Origin of the sequence: Roseateles subflavus, assembly GCF_030285365.1 — a bacterium.
GTDB classification, from domain to species: domain Bacteria; phylum Pseudomonadota; class Gammaproteobacteria; order Burkholderiales; family Burkholderiaceae_C; genus Roseateles_B; species Roseateles_B subflavus.
Genome location: NZ_JASVDS010000004.1, coordinates 498,104 through 516,508 on the forward strand (window position 1 = coordinate 498,104; position 18,405 = coordinate 516,508).

The window sequence follows — 18,405 nt, forward strand, 5'->3', positions numbered from 1 at the left end:
TCCGATTGAATCTGGATCGCAATATCGCCCGCTCCGTGAGGATAAGCCGCGGAGTATGCGCTGCCCGTCGATCCGCACCGCCAATTCGTCGGTCCCTGTGGGGTTATGTGAGTGGGCGCTATGCGAACTGCGCGTCAGTGATGGGGCCCCAGGCCTTGCAGGGAGCGCGGCCACTGCGTGGCCGGCAGCGCCAGCAGCCGCGCAAAGGACCACAACGCGCCGCCGTGACGGGCCTGCAGTTGGCGCGCCAGGTCGGCCTCGGCGAAGGCGGGCAGCGCGCCCCGCCGCATGGGGCTGGCGGCCGCCGCAGGCCAGGCGCTGTCCACCAGCACGGTGGCGTCCTCGGCCGCGATCCATCGCGGCTCGGCGCTACCGGCGTCGGGCAGGTAGACCCGCGCGACGTCCCCGCGACCGTAGCCGGGCGCGTGACGGGCGGGATGCTGGAGATAAAGCAGCAGGTCCGGCGCCGCGTCCAGGAAATGCGCCGCCCCATCCCGGTAGATCAGCTGGCAGGCCCAGCGCGGCTGCCGGGCCGGGTACATGCCGCACACCGGGCAGCGCGCGTCCGGCGGCGGCAGGCGTGCGGCCAGCGGATCGGGCCCCAGCGCGGGCGTCCAGGACTGCAGCGGTGCGACGCGGCAGACGTCCTGCGGCGGCTGCGGCGACTGCGACAGGCTGGCCGCGTCACCCTGGCCGCGCGGCCAGGTGGCGAGCGCCGCGCCGCCGCCGAGCACGGGCAGGCACAGCCCGCCGAGCACCCAGCGCAGGGCGCGGCGGCGGCCGGGCCCCGCGCTGGGGGCGGCCTGCGGGTGGAGCTCGATCCGGGCGTTCACATCCGGCTGTCCTGCTGGGCGCCGCCGCTGAGGTCCACCATGTCAGGCTTCAGCGCGGCGAAGGCCAGCACCTTGCCGCCGAAGGCCTGGGCAAAGGCCTGCGCCGCGGCCTGCTCCTTGAAGCTGGCGATCGTCGGGCCCATGGAGCCCTGGCGCTTGCTGCCCAGGACGTAGAAGCCCTGGCGCACATCAAACCAGTGCCCGCGCGGGATCTCCCAGTCGGCCTGCGCCATGTCCTGGGTGTAGGCGACGCGCACGGCGCGCTGCTGCTCGGGCTTGAGCAGCACGTTGAAGAGCTCCACGGTGTCGCAGAACCAGTGCGGCTTGGCATCGCCGACGTAGAGGATCTGGCCCTTGGGGCCGGGGTAGTCGGCCAGCAGCATGCCGTCGAGGTCGCAGCTCAGGCCGGCGACGATCTCGCTGGGCGCGGGCGGCGCTTCGTCCGGCTTGCCGCAGGCGCTCAGCAAGCCCCCGAGACCGCCCAGCCCGATCAGACCGAGCGCCAGGCCCTGGCGGCGGGTGAGCGGGGGCAGGGGGCGGGCATCGAGAGAAGAAGGGGCAGTCATGGCTTGAATCTCCAGGAGGCAAGAGCCAGCGGCGCCAGGATCCAGCCGAGCATGGCGGACCCGAGCAGCCAGGGCTGGCCGAGGCTCGGCGGCACGACGGCCGCCAGGCCATAGAGGCGCCGGACGTCGTCCAGCGCAAAGACATTGAGGATGCGGAAGAGGTCCGCCGGGTTCAGCAGCAGCACATAGGCCAGGGCGTCGCCGCCGACCTGCCCCTGGCTCGCGACCAGCAGGCCCATCAGCGCGAGGTCGAAGACGAGCACCAGCACGAACCACAGGCTGATGGCCAGGCCCGAGGCGCGCGTGCGGTCCGGCGCCAGCACGGAGATGAGCAGCGCCAGGCTCAGGAAGGCCAGCCCGAGCAGGATGGAGCTCAGCACGAAGCCGCTGTAGTGGTAGAGCCCCGCCTGCCCGAAGCGCTGCCACAGCAGCAGCCCGACCAGCGCGAAGCCGATCAGCGTGGACAGACTCAGCGCTGCCGCGAGTCCCAGGTACTTCCCGAGCAGCAGCTCCAGTCGGGTCAAGGGGTGGGCCAGCAGCAGATCCAGCGACCCCCGCTCGCGCTCGCCCACGATGGCGTCGAAGCCCAGCAGCAGGGCGATCAGCGGGATCAGGTAGATCACCAGGCTCACCAGGCTGGCGATGGTCAGCTCGATGGAGCGCGGCCCGACCACGCCCTGGGCGGCACTGCCGAAGTACGTGATGGCGAGGGAGAAGGCGGTGAAGACCAGCGCCACGGCCAGCACCCAGCGGTTGCGCAGGCGATCGCGGAATTCCTTGCCGGCCAGCGTGGCCAGGCAGCGCCATTGGAGGGCCCCGTTCATGCGGCCTCCCGCAGTTCGAAGTAGACGTCTTCCAGGCTGGGCTCCTGCAGGCTCAAGTCCGTCAGGTCCAGCGCGGCGAGGCGCTGCAGCACGGGCATCTTCAGCTCCCGCGGGCAGCGCAGGCAGGCATGCTGCGCGTCCTCGCGCTGCAGCGCCAGCCGCTCCATGAGGCCGGACAGCTGCGAGGGCAGGGCGTCCAGCTGGGCCGGCGTGCCCGCCAGCAGCATCCGCAGCGGCATGGCCGAGCGTTCGCGCAGCGCCTGCACGGTGCCCTGCGCCTTCAGCCGCCCCCCACTGAGCATGGCCAGCGCGTCGACACGGCCCTGCAGCTCCGCCAGGATGTGCGAGCTGATCACGAGGGACACGCCGCGCGAGCGCAGGGCGTCGAGCTGGCGGTAGAAGTCGCGGATGGCCGACGGGTCGAGGCCGGTCGTCGGCTCGTCCAGCAGCAGCAGGCGCGGTTCGCCGAGGAGGGCCTGTGCGAAGCCCAGGCGCTGGCGCATGCCCTTGGAGTACTCCCGCACGGCACGGCGGCTGGCGGCTGCCAGGCCCACCTGCTCGAGCAGGGCCTCGCATGGCGCCAGGGGAGCGCCCTTGAGGCGTGCGAAGAACTGCAGGGTCTCCAGGCCGCTGAGGTTGTCGTAGAGCACGAGGTTCTCGGGCAGGTAGCCCAGGTGCCGGCGCAGCGCGCGGAAGTTCGGGCCGTCCACGGCCTCGCCCAGCACGCGCAGGCTGCCGGCGGTCGGCCGGATCAGGCCCAGCAGCAGCTTGAAGAGCGTGCTCTTGCCCGCCCCGTTGTGGCCGATGAGGCCGAAGAGCTGCCCGGGCGCCACCTCCAGGTCCACGCCGTCCAGGGCCTTCAGCAGGGTGGAGCCGGCGCCGTAGTGCTTGCAAAGGCCGTGCAGTTGCAGCACGGCCCGGCCGTCATTGTGCGAGCTTGTCACGCCAGGAGCTCCAGTCGCGGTGGTGAGGGTTCATGCGGGGTGCGGCGTCAACGACGCTGGGCACGCGCAGCACGGGGAATTGCTGGCCGAGCACGCGCAGGGCCTGCACGGCGGGGCTGCCACTGAGCAGCGCCATCGCGGGATGCTGGTACTGCAGGCGGTCGACGACGTCATTGGCCTCGTAGGGCAGGTCGCCGAGGCCGTCGCCATCGCGGTCCCAGCCCTGGTAATTGCTCCAGTGGTTGCCGTGGCCGGCGGGCTGGCCGGGCTTGTCGCCCCAGGCCTCATCGCGGCTGCCCACATAGCGCACCTGCTCGCGGTTGCCGATGAAGTCGTTGCCCTGCACGGTGTTGCGGGTGGACCCCGCGCTCAGGTGCACGCCCACGGCATTGTTGAGCACCAGGTTGCCGCGCAAGGTGGCGTACTCGACGTCGTAGATGAAGAATCCGCGGCCGTTGCCGGCCACCACATTGCCCTCGATGACGGAGTCCTGCAGCGTGCGCAGCATGATGCCGTGGTCGGTGTTGGCCCAGGTGCGGTTGTTGCGCACGGTCTGGTCGCGCACCTCCATCAGCGCGAGGCCGCCGCGGTTGTGATGGCTGTCATTGCCCTCCCACAGGTTGTAGTAGGAGTTCATGTAATGCGTGCCGTAGCGGCTGTGGTGCAGCTCGTTGCCCCGGAATTCGGCGTGGTGGGAGACGTCCACATACAGCGCGTCCCGCACGAAGCTGATGCGGTTGCCGACGATGCGCGCGCCCTGCGTGTTGTAGAGCTGCACGCCGTTGCCGCGCTGCGAGGTGTTGAGATCGCGCAGGCCGGTGATGTTGTTGCGCTCGACGCGCACGTCGTCCGCCTTCTCGATCCACAGGCCGAAGAGGTTGTAGACGAGCTCGCAGTCCTTCACCACGGCGCGGTGCGAACCGGGCTGCAGGTAGATGCCGGCGTGCTGGTCCTTGAGGCTGTGGCCGCTGTCCCGCACGATCAGCCCTTCGATGCGCACATCGGGCGCCGTCACGCGGATCGTGTCCCCGCGCCGGCCGCCGCTGAGGGTGGGCCGGTTCAGGCCGCGCAGGGTCAGCGGCTTGGCGATGCGCAGGGACTCGTCATGGAAGGCACGCTCGACCTCCACCACATCGCCCGCGGCGGCACGGTCCAGCACCGGCTGGATGGCCTCGCCCGGCTTCACGCGCCAGGTGGCGGACCAGGCGGTGCTGCCGAGCGCGAGGCCCAGCAGCGCCGCGATCAGGCGTGCCGCCATCGACCGGGCCGAGGGGGGCGTCATGGCAGCAGCACTCCCATCGCCTTGAGCAGCAGGAAGCAGCTGGCGCCCAGCAGCAGGTTCTTGAAGCCGACGTAGCTGAGCATGTCCATCACGCTGGCGCGGCGGTAGTTCGCCTGCCACCACGGACCGTCCTTGACGTAGCGGCGGCCTTGCAGGCGGATCAGCACCTCGTAGACGCTCCAGCCGAACCACCACAGGATCAGCGCCGGTCCGGACAGCCGCCCGGTGGCCGCCAGGACCCAGGCCACGCTCGCGGCCAGGGCGAAGGCGACACCGGCCAGCAGCAGCGCACGCGGGCCGCGCAGGCTCTGCGGGCTCCAGGGCCAGAGGTGGTCACGCAGTTCCAGCAGCACCCAGCGCAGGCCCCTGGCATCGGCCTTGTGGGGCGGCTGCTGCGGCTCGGTGGGCATGCGCGGGTCCGGTCCGTGGGCCACCTTGGCGGGCAGTTCCGGTGCCACGGGGGTGAGGGGGATGAAGTAGCCATCGCGCCCGATGGGCGTGATGAGCAGCCCGTCGCGCTCCCGGCGCTTGCGTTCCTTGGCCAGCGGCGGGCAGCCGGCGGTGTCGGTGTAGAGCACCATGCAATCGAGGCAGTGCAGGCATTCGCGATGGTCGATGCGGCCGGCGGCGTCGATGGCCTGGGCGCCACAGCCCACGGCGCAGGCCTTGCAGCTGTTGCAGTCCATCTTGCGGCGCAGGCCGAACCAGCGGAAGGTGCTGGGCATGGCCAGCGCAGCACCCAGCGGGCAGATGTACTTGCAGTAGGGCCGCTCGACGAAGAGCGAGACGCCCAGCAGGGTGCACACGAAGAGGCCGTAGGGCCAGGCGCGGTTCAGGATGCCGACGAGGAAGGTCGTCTTGAAGGGCTCCACCTCGGCAAGCATTTCCGCCGTGCTCATCGACACCAGCGAGACGGCCAGCAGGCCGAAGAAGATGCCGTACTTCAGCCACTTGAGCTGGTCATGCACGGCCTGCGGCACGCGGCGCTGCCAGCGCTTCAGACCCAGCCTGCCGCCCACCTTGTACAGCGCCTCGGACAGCGAGCCGAAGGGGCACATCCAGCCGCAGAAGAGCCCGCGGCCGAACAGGAAGACGGTCAGGATGATGAAGATCCAGAAGACGAAGATGAAGGGGTCGGAGAGGAACAGCGACCACGTCCACTGGAACAGCAGGGCGTGGAACCAGGTCAGCACCTGCGTGATGGAGGGCTGCGCCATCACCCCGAAGCCCACGAAGGTGATGGACAGGGCCCAGGCGCTGTACTTGAAGAGGTTGACCGGCCATTTGTTGCGGTGCGTGGCGCGGCGGGTGAGTCGCTCGCGCAGCGCGTAGACCACCGTCACGCCGACCAGCAGCACGATGAAGGCGGCGATGCCCGGGGCGCGGGACTTCCAGACGCGACGCCAGGGGGCGTCGTCCTCCTCGACCTCGGGGCGGCCGCCCTGCATCAGCGCGGCGGGCAGCCAGTACTTGGCCTCGAAGTTGGCGAAGCTGCGCTGGCCCGTGGCGCGGTCCACGCGGTTGCCCAGGAAGGCCAGCTTCCAGGGGTAGGCCGCCGAGAAGCTCGGCGCACGGATGATGAAGATGGCCGACTCGGTGTAGCTCGGCGCCCCGGCGGCTTCGAGGCCATAGAGGTTGAGGTAGTCCAGGTCGCGGAAGGTGAAGGACTCGGCGCCCTGGCGCACCTGCACGCGGTCATAGATCCCGCCGCGCACGAAGCCCGAGCCCTTGAAGGACTCCGCGCCCGCGCTGCGGATGATGAAGAAGGCCTGCTCATGCGCCTTCAGGCGGCTGCGCAGGTTCTCGTAGCCGGTCGCGCCCAGCAGGCTGCGGCCGAGGTCGGGGTGGTTCAGGTCACCGAACCACAGCTCGATGAAGGGCTCGGGGCTCCGGTCCAGGCCGACCTGCTCGGGCCGCACCTGCAGGCGCTGCACCGCGCCCAGCTTGACCAGCTGCTCCCAGCTGTAGGTGGTGCCGGCCTCGATGGCCTTCAGCGGTTCGCGGTGCACCGGCGCGATCAGGCCCACCTGGCGTGCCACGGCGCTGCTGGAGAGCTGCATCACCTGGTTCTGCGCGATCACGGTCACGGTGGCGCCCGAGATGGCGTCCACGCCCAGCACCTGCTCCTCGGGCCGCGAGGGACCGACCTCGATCTTGTCCCGCACCGACTTGCCCACGTACTGGTGGTTGAAGTTGACGAGCGCCGCCTCGGGGATGCCCAGCAGCAGGATGGGCTCGGAATGCTTGAGCACCTTCACGCCCACGTAGCGGCCCTCGCGGTCCATGCCGATCAGCGTGACCACGGGCTTGCCCGAGTAGGCGGGGGTGTCGGTGATGTCGGTGGACAGCATCACGTAGCCCAGCAGCGGGCCATGCGCCTCACCGTCCTTGGCCGGACCATAGGCCTCGACATAGGGCGGCTGCCCCTTGCGCGGCGAGAAGCTCACCGCGCCCGGGAACACCGCGGCGCAGTCCAGCTTCGCGCACAGTGCAGGCGCCGTCGCCAGGTCATCCGGCAGGTGGGCCTCATAGGCCTGATGCGTGCCGCGCTCCTGCGCCTTGGCCGCAGGCGCTTGATCTGCCGCAAGCGTCAGACCCGCGAATCCGCCAAGAAAAAGCGCGGCCCACAAGGCCGCGATGAAACGAAGAACTACCGACATCTTCTCTTTCCTGCTCAGACAGTGGTCTCGAGTCACCGCCAAGCGCTCCCATCAAAACGTGTCCGGCGCCGCCAGGACACCCCAACCGAGCCCGAGCGCCAAAACGCGCCCGGCGCAGCCGTGGCGCCCCCAGCGACATCCGAGGATCCGGCTTTGCCGGTCCTTCGGATGTGCCCCCTTGAGGGGGCGCGCGAAGCGCGTAGGGGGTGGACCTTTACTCGACAATCATGCGAGTGCGCATTTCCAGGTGCAGTGCATGGCAGAAATGCGTGCAGTAGCACCAGAACACGCCCGGCTTGTCCGCCACGAAGGTCACCGACGCGGTTTCCAGCGGGTTCACGATGAAGTTCACGTTGTATTTCGGGATCGCGAAGCCGTGCGTCAGATCCTCCACCTTGTCCAGGTTGGTCAGGATCAGCGTGACCTCGTCACCCTTCTTCAGCTTGAACTCGCGCATGCTGAAGGCCGGGGCCTGCGAGGTCAGGCGCACGGTGACCTTCTTGCCATTGCGCTCGACGCCCGACGCCTTCGGGTCCTTCACCGCCAGCGGGAAGTCCTCGAGGTTGTAGACCTGCTTGGGCTTGACCAGATCACGCTTGAAGATGATGAAGTCATGCGGCTCGCCACGCACGGGGTGGTCGGCCATCAGCACCATCTTGTCGCCCGAGATGTCGATCATCTGCTCGTTCTCGGGATGCAGCGGGCCCACGGGCAGGAAGCGGTCCTTGGAGAACTTGCAGCCCACGGCCAGGTACTTGCCGTCGGCGGCACGGGTCTCGGACTGGCTGGCATTCAGGTGGCCCGGCTGGTATTGCACGTCCAGGCGGTCGACCACGTACTTGGCGCTCTTGTCGCCACCATGGAACTTGATGGCGGCGTCCACGTTCCACTTCACGACCTGGCTGTCCAGGAAGAGCGTGGTGTAGGCGTTGCCGCGGCCGTCGAAGGCGGTGTGCAAGGGGCCCAGGCCCAGCTCGACCTCCGCCACGATGGCCTTGTCCGGCGCCTCCAGCTTGCCGTCGAAGTACTCCAGCACCTTGGCCAGCTCGATCACGGTGGCCGTGGGCGAGAGCTTGCCGGCGCAGATGAAGTACTTGGCGTCCGGGCTGGCGTTCACGCCGTGCGGGTTCTTGGGCACGCTCACGTAGGCCGTCAGCGCGGTCTTGGGATCCTTGTTGGATTCGCGGGTGCCGTCCACGACCGGCACCTTGGAGTCGCCGTAGGTCTTGAACTTGCCGGCCTTCACGGCGGCTTCGATGCGGGCGACGTTGAAGAAGAGGCAGGCGTCGCGCTCGGCGGACATCATGTCCTCGTACTTCGCACCCATCTCGGTGTTGTACTGGTTCGTGGCTGCGAGCTTGCCGTCATAGGACGTGGCCACCAGATCGCAGTTGCCGTCGATCAGCACCTGCCAGCGGACGTCCATGGTCTCCGCATCGACACAGCTGAACAGCGAGCGGTACTTGCTGCTGTCCTCGGTGCCGGTGTTGGGCAGGGGGATGGCGAACTCGCCGCCGCAGAAGACGCGGGTGGTGTAGTTGATCTTCGGATCGACCGGGTCGGCCTTGTCCGGGAAGATGCCGTGGAAGCCCTGCACATTGGGCAGCTCGGTGATCTTGTCGCAGACGAAGTAGTCCAGGCGGATGCGGGCGATGCGGCTGTTGATCTTGTCGTTGACCCAGGCGTAGCGGCCGTCGTAGTTGCCGTCCTTGTACGAGGCGTGGACGTGGTGGGTGTCGGCCACCGTGTAGCGCAGGCTGCCGTCGGCCTTGGTGCCCATCACCTTCTTGGATTCATTGGTGATGCCCCAGCCCACCAGGGCGTCCGGGTTGAAGCAGGGGATGCGCAGGATCTCGCGGCCCGAGGGCAGGCCCAGCACGCGCACATCGCCCGTGTGGCCGCCGCTCCAGAGGCCGTAGTAGCTGTCCAGCTCGCCCGGCTTGAGGTGCGAAGGATTGCCGCCGGCATGACCGGCCGCGGCGGGAGCGCTGCCCGCAGCGGCGGGAGTGCCGTCGCTCTTCTTCTCGGCGCAGGCCGCGACGCCGAGCGTCAGGCCGGCCAGGGCTGCGGAGTTCATGAATCGACGGCGTCCCAGTCCGCTGGGTTCTTGGCTCGTCACGGTGTTCTCGTCCTTCATGGTTTGACCTCGGGTGATTGAAACGCTCGCAGGAGTCAGCGCCGCTTGCGGGGTGCAGGGCCACTGCCTGATGCGCTCGCATCCTCGGGAAAGCCGGTGTTTGGTACCTTGAACCACATCAAGGTTTTGAACTTTTACGAGAAATACACCTTTAAGCAGCCGCAGACGCTTGCGGTGCGCCGCGCGGCTGCACAGAATCCGGCCTCATCGGCGCCAGCCCAGCGGGTGGCGTCATCTTTGGAGCCCATTCATGACTTCGATCTACCGTGGCCGCCTGGCCCGCAGCACCTTCAGCACCCTCATCGCCCTGGCCGTCGTGGGCCTCGCCGCCTGCAGCAAGCAGGACGCCCCTGCCAGCGCAGGCGCTCCCGCGCCGGCCAGCAGCACCGCGGCCCCTGTGACCGCCGCCGCTCCGGCCGCGCCAGAGAACACCCTCGGCAAGTCGATCTTCGGCAAGACCTGCTCGATGTGCCATGCCGCCGGCGTGGCCGGTGCCCCGAAGCCGGGCGACAAGGCCGACTGGGGCCCCCGCATCGCCCAGGGCAAGGACATGCTCTACAAGCACGCCCTCGAGGGCTTCACCGGCGCCAAGGGCATGATGCCCGCACGCGGCGGTGGTGCCACCCTCACCGACGACGAAGTGAAGGCTGCGGTCGACTTCATGGCCGACCAGTCGCGCTGAGTGCCGTCGGCAGGGAAGGGACACACCATGCAAAGGCGTCATTGCCTCGCGGCACTCGGCGGTTTCGCGGCGGCACTTCCGGCGGTCGGCCTGCAGGCCGCGGTGCTGCCGGCGGGCGAGTCAAAGCCGGCTCCAGTGGCGTCTGAGCGCCGCGAGCTGATGGGCACGCAGGTCGACCTGCGCGTCGCCGCCGTGCCGCCGGCCCTGGCCCGCGAGGCCATGGACGCGGCCTGGCAGCGCATGGCCGCCCTGGCGGCCCAGATGAGCCGCTTCGAGATCGGGAATCCGCTGTCGCAGCTGGCGGCCGAGGCAGGGCTGGGTCAGGTCTTGACTGTCTCGTCCGAGCTGGGCGCCGTGTTGGCCGCGGCACGCCAGCGCGCGAGCGACACCCAGGGCCTCTACGACCCCACCGTCGGCAGCTACCGGGGCTGGGACTTCCGGCCCGGGCTGCAGCGTGAGCCGAGCGAGGCCGACATCCGCGAGCAGCGTCGGCTGCGCGGCTGGCAGCACCTGTCGATCGACGCCTCCGGGCGCCGGGCGATGCTGGACCGTGCCGGCGTGCAGCTGGACCTGGGCGGTGCGGCCAAGCTGCCCATCCTCGAGGCCGGTCTGCAGGTGCTGCAGGCCCATGGCGTCGAGCACGCACTGATCAACGGCGGCGGCGACGTCCTGACGCTCGGGCGTGCGGCGCCCGGGCGCGCCTGGCGTGTGGCCCTGCGGGATCCGCGCCACCCGCAGCGCTGGCTGGGGGTGGTCGACATGCCGCACCGTGGCGCGGTGCTGGCGGCCTCCGGCGACTACGAACGCGGCTTCGACACCGCTGGCCGCCGTTGCCATCACATCCTGGACCCGCGCACCGGCCAGCCCACGCAGGGGCTGCACGGGCTGGCGCTGCTGGCCGGTCGTGTGGCGGACGTCAACGCCTGGGGGCCCGCCATGATGGTCGGTGGAGCCGCTCAGGCCCGTCGCTGGACCCACGGCCTCCAGGGCGTGGAACTGATGCTGGCCGGCCCGGGCGAAGGCCAGGGCAGCGAGGCGCTCTGGATGAGCCCCGGTCTGCGCGGCGCGCTGCAGCCGGCGTGACGGCCCTGGCAGGAAGCGCCCGGGATGGTGTGGTGCCGGGCACCGGCGATCCATGCCCGAGCCCGGCAGGCCTCAGCACCGCCTTCAGCGCCGGGCTCAGTGCACCCAGGGCTCCCACGGCCAGGGCATCATGCCCGTCGGCTGCGTCGCCCATTGCCGTCGGTAGGCCGACGGGGCCATGCCCACAACGCGCCGGAACTGGCGGCTGAACTGCGCCTGGTCGTAGAAGCCGCAGCCAAGCGCCACGTCCATCAGCGACTCTCCCTCCTGCCGCAGCAGCGCGCACGCTGCCCGGACCCGATGACGCACGATGAACTCCTGCGGGCTCATGCCGAACACGCGCCGCACCAGGGCCGAGAAGCGCGCCTGGCTCAGGCCCGCCATGCCCGCCAGCTGCGCGACGCTGTGGCGGCGCTCGCAGGTCTTGGTCATCGCGTCGACGGCCTCCACCAGCGTGGCATCGTCCGCGTCCCGCCGCAGGCCCGGAACGTCCTTGGACAGGCACAGAATGCCGTGCAGCTGACCGCCGGCCGAGCACAGCGGGTACTTGTGCGTGACACACCAGCCCGCCCCGCCGCCGGGCAGCAAGATGGGGTCGAGCTGGTAGAGCAGGGGACTGCGGCGGCTCAGCACCCATTCGTCCTGCGCCCGGTAGCGGCAGGACAACGCCTCCGGCCACAGCTCCGTGACCGTCCGCCCGCGCAACGCCGCGTCCTGCGGCAGGCCGAGGCGCTGCAGCAGCGATGCGTTGAACGAGACATAGCGGCCGGCGCGGTCCTTCACCACGAACAGAAATCCGGCCAGGCCCTCGAACAGCATGGCCGTCTGGGCGGCCCCGAAGAGCAGGGCCTGCTCCGTGGCGGCGTCGGCGCGCGATTCATCCTCCCGGCTCAGCCCCGGTCCTTCGCACCAGGGGCGACCCAGGGCAGATGGACCCGCCTCGACCCTCAGCGGCGGCTGGCACGGGGCACGCATGCTTTCCTGCATGTTGGGCTCCTTCCTTGCACTCACTCCGTGCCTGATATTGACGCAGCGATCTCCCGCGCGGGGCGCGGGAGGGGCGCGCCTCAGGGCATGTCCCCATGCGGTTATCCCTGAGAGCGGCCCGTCGATGGCATCAGTTCGGGAAGGTGTAAGTGAGCGTGAACGCGCCGCTGCCCGCGTAGGACTTGACCTGCGCGTAGTAGTAGCCGGCACTGCCGCTGTAGCTGATGGTCTCGTTCGACGCGCTGCCCTCGCTCTTGGCGACGACAGCCCAGGCGCTGCCGTTCCACTTGTACAGGTAGAGGTCGAAGTCGGTGCCGGACGGGCCCGTCAGCTGCAGCGAGAAGGCGCCGCCGGCCGTGCTCTGGTGATAGCCGCTGCCGCCGCTGGGGTAGGTCGCGCTGGCCCCTGCGCCACTCAGGCTGCCGTTGACGGTCACACCGCCGCCCCCGCCGCCGCCGCCGGAGCCGCCCGTGTAGCTGGTGAACACCTGCGCCGCACGGGCCTCGTTGACGGCGTGCCAGGGCTGGCCGAGCGCGCGCATGCGGGAGTTCTCCGTCGGACGGTACAGCCCGCTGGTGCAGTACTTGGCGCCCACGAAGAGGCCGACCGTGCCATTGGCGTAGCTGCCGGCCGGCGTCGGAACGGTCGTGCTCGCGCTGATCTTCGAGGCCCACTTGGCTGTGCTGCGGGTACTCGCCCGCGTGGCGTTGGCCTCGCTCGGCTCGGTGCTGGCATCGCAGGTGCCGTAGTCGTACTCGTCGGCCAGCTTGAAGGCGGTGTGACCGATCTCATGCAGCGCGATCTCGATGGACTGCGGGTGCATGGTCATGGTGCCGATGTTGCCGCCGGCGCCGCCATAGGTCGTGCTGTTCGCGACGACGATGATGACGTCCCGCGCATCGCCGGCCGTCACCGAGCCGACGGCGGTGAACACCTTGTTCTCGTCGGCGCAGACGAGCCGGTCGATGCCATAGCAGCCGATCACGGTCCCGAGTGCCGTGTTGCGAGTCACGCCGCCTTCGCTGACGCCGGACTGCGGGCTCACGATGTCGACGCGGCGGATGTTGATCGAGTTGCGGTAGGCCGCGAAGAGCGGGTCTGCCAGGATGCCGTCGTTGATCTTCTTGGCGTCGGCGATCCACTTGCTCTGGTCGGCGCTGGCATAGCCGTCGCCGATCAGCACGATGTCCATGCGCTGCGCGCTCGCGCCGCTGTTCCACAGCACGGTGCTGCCGGTGGGCGTCGCCAGGGGGGCGGCGAGGCTGCGCTGGGCAGGGGGCAGGGCGGACTGCGCCGCGAGGTTCTCCAGCTCGCCGCGGGCGAGGCGCCGAAGCGGCGTGGCGCCGGACAGGGCGTTGCGGGCCGCCAGCGTGGCGCTGTGCTCGACGATGTCGACGCTCTGCACCTCGGCCGACCAGGGCAGGCGCAGCTCGACGCTGCCGTCCCGCTGGATCGCGCGGGCCAGCTGGATCTGGCCGGTGCGCGGGTCGAACACTTCCGCCCATTGCCGGCCCGGATGGCGGGCCGTGCGGCGGAACAGCTCCTGGCCGCGCGCATCCCGGGCGATGAGCACGAGATCCCCGTCGCGCGCCTCGCCGGGCTCGGCCTGGCTGGCGAAGCGGCCCTTCTCGGCGTGGCTCAGCTGCAGGCCGGCGGCGGGATCCAGCGGGTTGTGGCGCAGCCGCAGCAGCAGGTCCTCGGCCTGCGCCGTGGTGGCGAGGGCCAGCGGCAGGGCCAGGAGCAGCGCCGCGCGCAGGCGCGCGGGCGGCCGGGGGGAGCAGGGAGGCAGGCAGGGTGTGTTCATGGCTTTGTCTCGCGGAGGGGGATTCATGGGTCCGGTGCCCTCGGAAGAGGGGCCGGCACGGCACTTGGCGGCCGCGTTGCGATCTTGGCGACATGCCACCCCGCCGCCTTGTACGCATTCGGCCCGCGAGCCCCAATCCCGACAAAGCGTTGCGCCCCGGCGCCAGGGGATTGCCCGGGGCATGGGCTCCGCGGCCCGCCTGCGGCGACGGGAGGTCCGTGATGCCCGTGTGACGGCCGCCCCGCGCCGGCCCGCCGCGCGCCTGCATCCTTTGCCAGTTTCTTGCCAACTGCAAGTGAGGCTCAATCGCATCCACTCGCCGACCCAGGGGGGATGGCACGCAAGGAGAACGAGATGACTGTCGATGTGGCGCCGCGTGCGCCGGGCTTCGTGAGCGAACTGCTGACGCCGGCACAGCTCAAGCGGCTGATTCCCTGCGGCGCGACGGCCGCGGCGACCGTGCAGCAGGCACGCCAGGGCGTCCGCGCCATCCTGCAGGGTCGCAGTGACCGCCTGCTAGTGCTGATCGGCCCGTGCTCCATCCACGACTGCATGGCCGCGCGGCACTATGCCCGCCGCCTGCTGCACCTGCGCGAACAGTGGGGGCAGGAACTCGAGATCGTCATGCGCGCCTACCTGGAGAAGCCGCGCACCGCCCTCGGCTGGACCGGCCTGCTCAACGACCCCTTTCTCGATGGCAGCGGCCTCATCGCCCAAGGGCTGGAGATCGGTCGCAGCCTGCTCGAGGAGCTGAACGCCATGGGCATGCCCGTGGCTCACGAGGTGGTGGCGCCGGCCTCCATGAGCTATCTCGATGACCTGCTGAGCTGGGTGGCCATCGGCGCCCGCACGTCGGCGTCGCCCGTCCATCGCCAGCTCGCCTCCGGGCTGGGCATGCCCGTGGGCTTCAAGAACGGCGTCGAGGGGCAGGTCCAGGTGGCCGTCGATGCCATCCAGTCGGCGCGGCATCCCCACAGCTTCCTGGCGCTGCAGCCGCACGGGCAGCTGGGGGTCTACCACAGCACCGGCAACCCCGACGCCCATCTCGTGATGAGAGGGGGCACGCGGCCCAACTACGATGCCGACAGCCTGGCCGCGGCCGCCGCCCAGCTGCGCGCCGCCGGCCTGCCCGAGGTGCTCGTGGTCGATGCGAGCCACGGCAACAGCCAGAAGGACCACCGGCGACAGTCCTTCGTCTGCGCGGACCTGGCCGCCCAGATCAGTGCCGGCAATGCGGCCATCGGCGGGGTCATGATCGAGAGCCATCTCGCCGCGGGCCGCCAGGACCTGAAACCCGGCGTCCCGCCCGCGCCGGAGCTGAGCATCACGGATGCCTGCATCGGCTGGGAGGAGAGCGCCGAGCTCCTGCGCCTGCTGGCCCATGCCGTGCGAGCGCGGCGCAGCCGAAGTCGACAGCCGGCCGCCGAGGCCGCCTGCTGACCGGCACCCGGCACCCGCCCCCCTGACCGCGATGGCCGCGCGGCCTCGCGCCGCCCATCGCCTTCCCGCCTCACCCGACGCGCCGCGCCGCGCCGTCGGCTCCGCACGCCTGCTCGCCGCGGCGGCCGGTGCCGGCGCCCCAGCGCGTCAGCCACGAAAGTACCCGCCCCATGACCGTTCACGCCGACTCCGAGCTCACCCTCGACAGCCCCCTCGACAGCCCCCTCTCCGCGCCGATCCGGCCGGTCGCCACGCCTGCACGCCCGCCGCGCGTGCCCCGTGGGCCGCAGGAGGCGGCAGCGCCCGTCGATGGCCCGCCCGCCACGGTGCTTGTGCGCCAGGGCCTTGCGCGCCTGCGTGCCGCAGCGGCCCGTCGCCAAGAGGATGCCTTCCCCTTGCGGGCGCGGCAGCTGATCGAGCTCTGCGACCACCTGCAGACCCAGCGCGAGGTCCTGATGCAGGCCGGCTGGCTCGCCGGCTATGCGCCCTGGGACCAGCGCCTGGACATCGATGCCGGGCTGCAGGCCGTGCGGGCGCTCGCCCAGGCGCCGGCCCAGGACTGGGGGGATGCCGCGCTGGTGGTGCCGCGGCCACCGCACTCCCTGCCGGGCGATGACACGGCCTGGATGGCGCCCGTGCAGACCAGCGCCGAGGGCGTGGACGTGCTGGTGCTCGGGCTGCACCGGCCCGCGGCCCATCTCCTGCTCGGCTTTGCCCGCGCCTGGCTTGCCGGCCGCGCCTGCCTCGCGCTCAGCACGGAGAGCCATCCCGTGCTGGAGGCCCTGCTGCCGCTGATGCGCAGCGGCCTGCCGCACCTCGGCGCGATCTTGCGCTGGCAGGTGAGCGATGAGACCTGGGCGGCGTCACAGGTGCTGCCGCTGCTGGAGGGCACGGACCACGTGCAGATCTGGTGCGCCAGGACGGCAGGGGAGCCGCACCCGATAGCGCCGCCGCAGGGCCTGGCGCCCTGGATGCGGGCCCCCGTCGCCGCCGGCCTGGCGGTGGTGGGCGAGGACGTCGAGCCCGGCTCGGCCCTGTTCAACCATCTGGCGGACCAGATCGCGCTGGGCACCCTGGCCCTGCAAGGGCTGCATGAGCGGGCCGTGCGCGGCGTGTGCCTGCCCCGCGCCATGGTCCCGGCCTTTGCCCAGGCCCTGACGGTGCGCTGGCAGGATTGGCAGGGCAGCCATCCCGTCACGCACTGGCAGAGCGCCTCCACGCGGCACCAGCACGCGCTGGCACGGGCATGGACGCAATCGGCGCTCGACACCGGCGCCCGGCTCCTGGCGGGCACGCCGGCCTTGCCCGCCGCCCTTGAGGTCTCGCACGCATCGGCCGGGGCCGCCTCGGGCGATCTGTTCGGTGCGCTGGCCCGCGCACCGCTCGGATCGCCCCTCCTGCTGTGGCCCTACGACGCCCCCGAGGCGCTTTCGGCCCTGCTGGCCGGCAGCACCCAGGGGCCCGGGGATGCCCTGGCGATCCTGGCCACGCGAGACGAGCGCACCCGCAAGGACTGGTGCAGCCGCCTCGCGCGGCACTGCCGTGTCATCCACACCCTGCCCGAGGCCCCCGTCGAGCCCGAGGATCATGCGCGGACCCTGCGCGGGGCCTGGGCGCTGCTGGCCTCGCTCGACGCCACCGAGGCGCCGGCATCGCTGCGGGAGCTGCTGCCCGCCTGCACCCTCGTGGGCGGCCCGCAGGAGATCGGCGGGGTGCTGGACACCTATCTGCCCGGCGCTGCGCCGCAGGACGTCGCGGTGCATCCCTTCCGCAAGCATTTCGAGGACTTGAGCGTCGGTGACTCCTTGCTCACGCACCGGCGCACCGTGACCGAGGCCGACATCGCGGCCTTCGGCGGCGTGTCGGGCGACTACTTCTACATGCATTTCGACGCCGAGGCCGCCGCCGCCTCGCCGTTCGGCCGGCGCATCGCGCACGGCTACTTCGTGCTCTCGGCGGCGGCCGGCCTGTTCGTGTGGCCGGGGCCGGTCCTGGCGAACTACGGGCTGGAGCACCTGCGCTTCATCCAGCCCGTGGGCATTGGCGACACGATCCAGGCGCGGCTCACCTGCAAGCGCAAGCAGGACCGGACCCGCCCTGGTGCGCGGCGCGGTCAGGGGGTGGTCGCCTGGGACGTGCTGGTCACCAACCAGCGCGGCGAGGCTGTGCTGCGCTACGAGATCCTCACGCTGGTGGCGCGACGGGACCCGGGCTCGGCGCCCTGAGCCGCACGCCGACCTCAGCGCACGGGCTCAGCGCACGGGCTCGCGCTGCGCGAAGTAGTGCGCCGGTGAGTCCCCGAAGCAGCGACGGAACATCGCGATGAAGTTGCTCGGCGTCGCGTAGCCCAGCGCATCGGCCACGTTGGCGACGCTGTCGCCCCGGGCGAGGCGCTCCAGGGCATGCGTCAGGCGCGCCTGCTGACGCCACTGGGCGAAGGTGACCTGCGTCTCGGCCGTGAACAGACGGCCGAGCGTGCTGGGCGACAGGCCCGCCCACTGGGCCCAGTCCTCCATGGTGCGCTTGTCATCGGGCTGCTCGAGGATGGCATTGGCGATGCGCAGCAGGCGGCGGTCTTCCGGCATCGGCAGGTGCAGGGGCTCATGCGGAGCCTGGCGCATTTCGTCGAGCAGCACGGCGAGCATGCGCTCCTGGCTGGCATCGAGCTGCGCCTGCTGCGTCCACGAGACCGCCCGCCGCACCAGCGCCCGCATCAGCTCGCTGATGCCGATGACGCAGGGGCTCGTGGGCAGCGCCTGGCTGGCCGCCGGAGCGATCACGACGCTCCAGCCGCTCATCGCGCCGCTGATGCTGACCTTGTGGGCCACACCCGGCGGAATCCAGCCCGCCCGGTGCGGGGGCAGCAGCCAGGAGCCCTGAGGCGTGCGGACATGGACCAGGCCGTTCTCCACGCAGAAGACCTGCCCGCGCAGATGGCTGTGCCAGTCGATCTCGCGCGTGCCGAGGCGGTAGTCCGCCTGCGCGTCGTCCTCGCCCCAGATGGCGATCAGCGCGGGGCCGTCCGCGCGCTCGCTCGGGTCGGGGGCTTCGAAGGTCTGGCGCGAGGGGGCTTGCTGGGGCATGACTGGATTTCATTATTTTTAGCCTGAACAACGCTACCACGTATTTGACGTGGCCGCCAAGAATTCAGACTAACGAGAAC

At 70.7% G+C, this 18,405-nt stretch carries 14 protein-coding genes; 4 read left to right on the plus strand and 10 right to left on the minus strand.

The features are described from left to right. Positions 1 to 134: 134 nt before the first annotated feature. The 7 genes from QRD43_RS16565 to nosZ form a co-directional block, all read right to left on the minus strand. Positions 135 to 833 (minus strand): nitrous oxide reductase accessory protein NosL, encoded by a 699-nt coding sequence (locus QRD43_RS16565; RefSeq protein WP_285983600.1) that lies wholly within the window; start codon positions 831 to 833, stop codon positions 135 to 137. Continuing rightward, positions 830 to 1,399 carry a nitrous oxide reductase accessory protein NosL gene (locus QRD43_RS16570; RefSeq protein WP_285983601.1) on the minus strand — a complete coding sequence of 190 codons (570 nt, stop codon included), beginning with the start codon at positions 1,397 to 1,399 and terminating at the stop codon, positions 830 to 832. Before QRD43_RS16570 ends, QRD43_RS16565 begins: the two co-directional genes overlap by 4 nt. After that, complete coding sequence (locus tag QRD43_RS16575) at positions 1,396 to 2,223, minus strand: ABC transporter permease (RefSeq protein WP_285983602.1); 828 nt, start codon at positions 2,221 to 2,223, stop codon at positions 1,396 to 1,398. The genes QRD43_RS16570 and QRD43_RS16575 overlap by 4 nt, the downstream gene beginning before the upstream one ends. Beyond that, positions 2,220 to 3,167 carry an ABC transporter ATP-binding protein gene (locus QRD43_RS16580; protein ID WP_285983603.1) on the minus strand — a complete coding sequence of 316 codons (948 nt, stop codon included), beginning with the start codon at positions 3,165 to 3,167 and terminating at the stop codon, positions 2,220 to 2,222. The genes QRD43_RS16575 and QRD43_RS16580 overlap by 4 nt, the downstream gene beginning before the upstream one ends. Continuing rightward, the gene (locus tag QRD43_RS16585) at positions 3,148 to 4,449 is read right to left on the minus strand and encodes a nitrous oxide reductase family maturation protein NosD (protein WP_434063899.1); all 1,302 of its coding nucleotides are present in this window, start codon (positions 4,447 to 4,449) and stop codon (positions 3,148 to 3,150) included. Before QRD43_RS16585 ends, QRD43_RS16580 begins: the two co-directional genes overlap by 20 nt. Next, a complete protein-coding gene (locus QRD43_RS16590; RefSeq protein ID WP_285983604.1) occupies positions 4,446 to 7,109 on the minus strand; it encodes a NosR/NirI family protein in 2,664 nt (887 codons plus the stop codon). The genes QRD43_RS16585 and QRD43_RS16590 overlap by 4 nt, the downstream gene beginning before the upstream one ends. Before the next feature lie 214 nt (positions 7,110 to 7,323). Beyond that, the gene (gene nosZ / locus QRD43_RS16595) at positions 7,324 to 9,246 is read right to left on the minus strand and encodes a TAT-dependent nitrous-oxide reductase (protein WP_285983605.1); all 1,923 of its coding nucleotides are present in this window, start codon (positions 9,244 to 9,246) and stop codon (positions 7,324 to 7,326) included. A 250-nt stretch (positions 9,247 to 9,496) separates the two neighbouring features. Here nosZ and QRD43_RS16600 point away from each other — a divergent pair, with 250 nt between their 5' ends. Further along, positions 9,497 to 9,928, plus strand: coding sequence for a c-type cytochrome (locus tag QRD43_RS16600; RefSeq protein ID WP_285983606.1), 432 nt, complete (start codon positions 9,497 to 9,499; stop codon positions 9,926 to 9,928). Between the two features lie 27 nt (positions 9,929 to 9,955). Next, a complete protein-coding gene (locus QRD43_RS16605; protein WP_285983607.1) occupies positions 9,956 to 11,011 on the plus strand; it encodes an FAD:protein FMN transferase in 1,056 nt (351 codons plus the stop codon). A gap of 96 nt (positions 11,012 to 11,107) precedes the next feature. Here QRD43_RS16605 and QRD43_RS16610 read toward each other — a convergent pair whose 3' ends face one another. Beyond that, complete coding sequence (locus QRD43_RS16610) at positions 11,108 to 11,986, minus strand: AraC family transcriptional regulator (protein WP_285983608.1); 879 nt, start codon at positions 11,984 to 11,986, stop codon at positions 11,108 to 11,110. Between the two features lie 142 nt (positions 11,987 to 12,128). Next, complete coding sequence (locus QRD43_RS16615) at positions 12,129 to 13,802, minus strand: M64 family metallopeptidase (protein ID WP_285983609.1); 1,674 nt, start codon at positions 13,800 to 13,802, stop codon at positions 12,129 to 12,131. A 354-nt stretch (positions 13,803 to 14,156) separates the two neighbouring features. Between QRD43_RS16615 and QRD43_RS16620 the strand changes: the two genes are divergently transcribed. Beyond that, the gene (locus QRD43_RS16620) at positions 14,157 to 15,242 is read left to right on the plus strand and encodes a 3-deoxy-7-phosphoheptulonate synthase (protein ID WP_285983610.1); all 1,086 of its coding nucleotides are present in this window, start codon (positions 14,157 to 14,159) and stop codon (positions 15,240 to 15,242) included. A 170-nt stretch (positions 15,243 to 15,412) separates the two neighbouring features. Continuing rightward, on the plus strand, positions 15,413 to 17,467 hold the full coding sequence (locus tag QRD43_RS16625; protein ID WP_285983611.1) for a MaoC/PaaZ C-terminal domain-containing protein: 2,055 nt from the start codon (positions 15,413 to 15,415) through the stop codon (positions 17,465 to 17,467). Positions 17,468 to 17,494: 27 nt separating this feature from the next. Here the strand turns inward: QRD43_RS16625 and QRD43_RS16630 are convergent, their stop codons facing one another. Beyond that, positions 17,495 to 18,325 (minus strand): AraC family transcriptional regulator, encoded by an 831-nt coding sequence (locus tag QRD43_RS16630; protein WP_285983612.1) that lies wholly within the window; start codon positions 18,323 to 18,325, stop codon positions 17,495 to 17,497. Between the last annotated feature and the right edge of the window lie 80 nt (positions 18,326 to 18,405).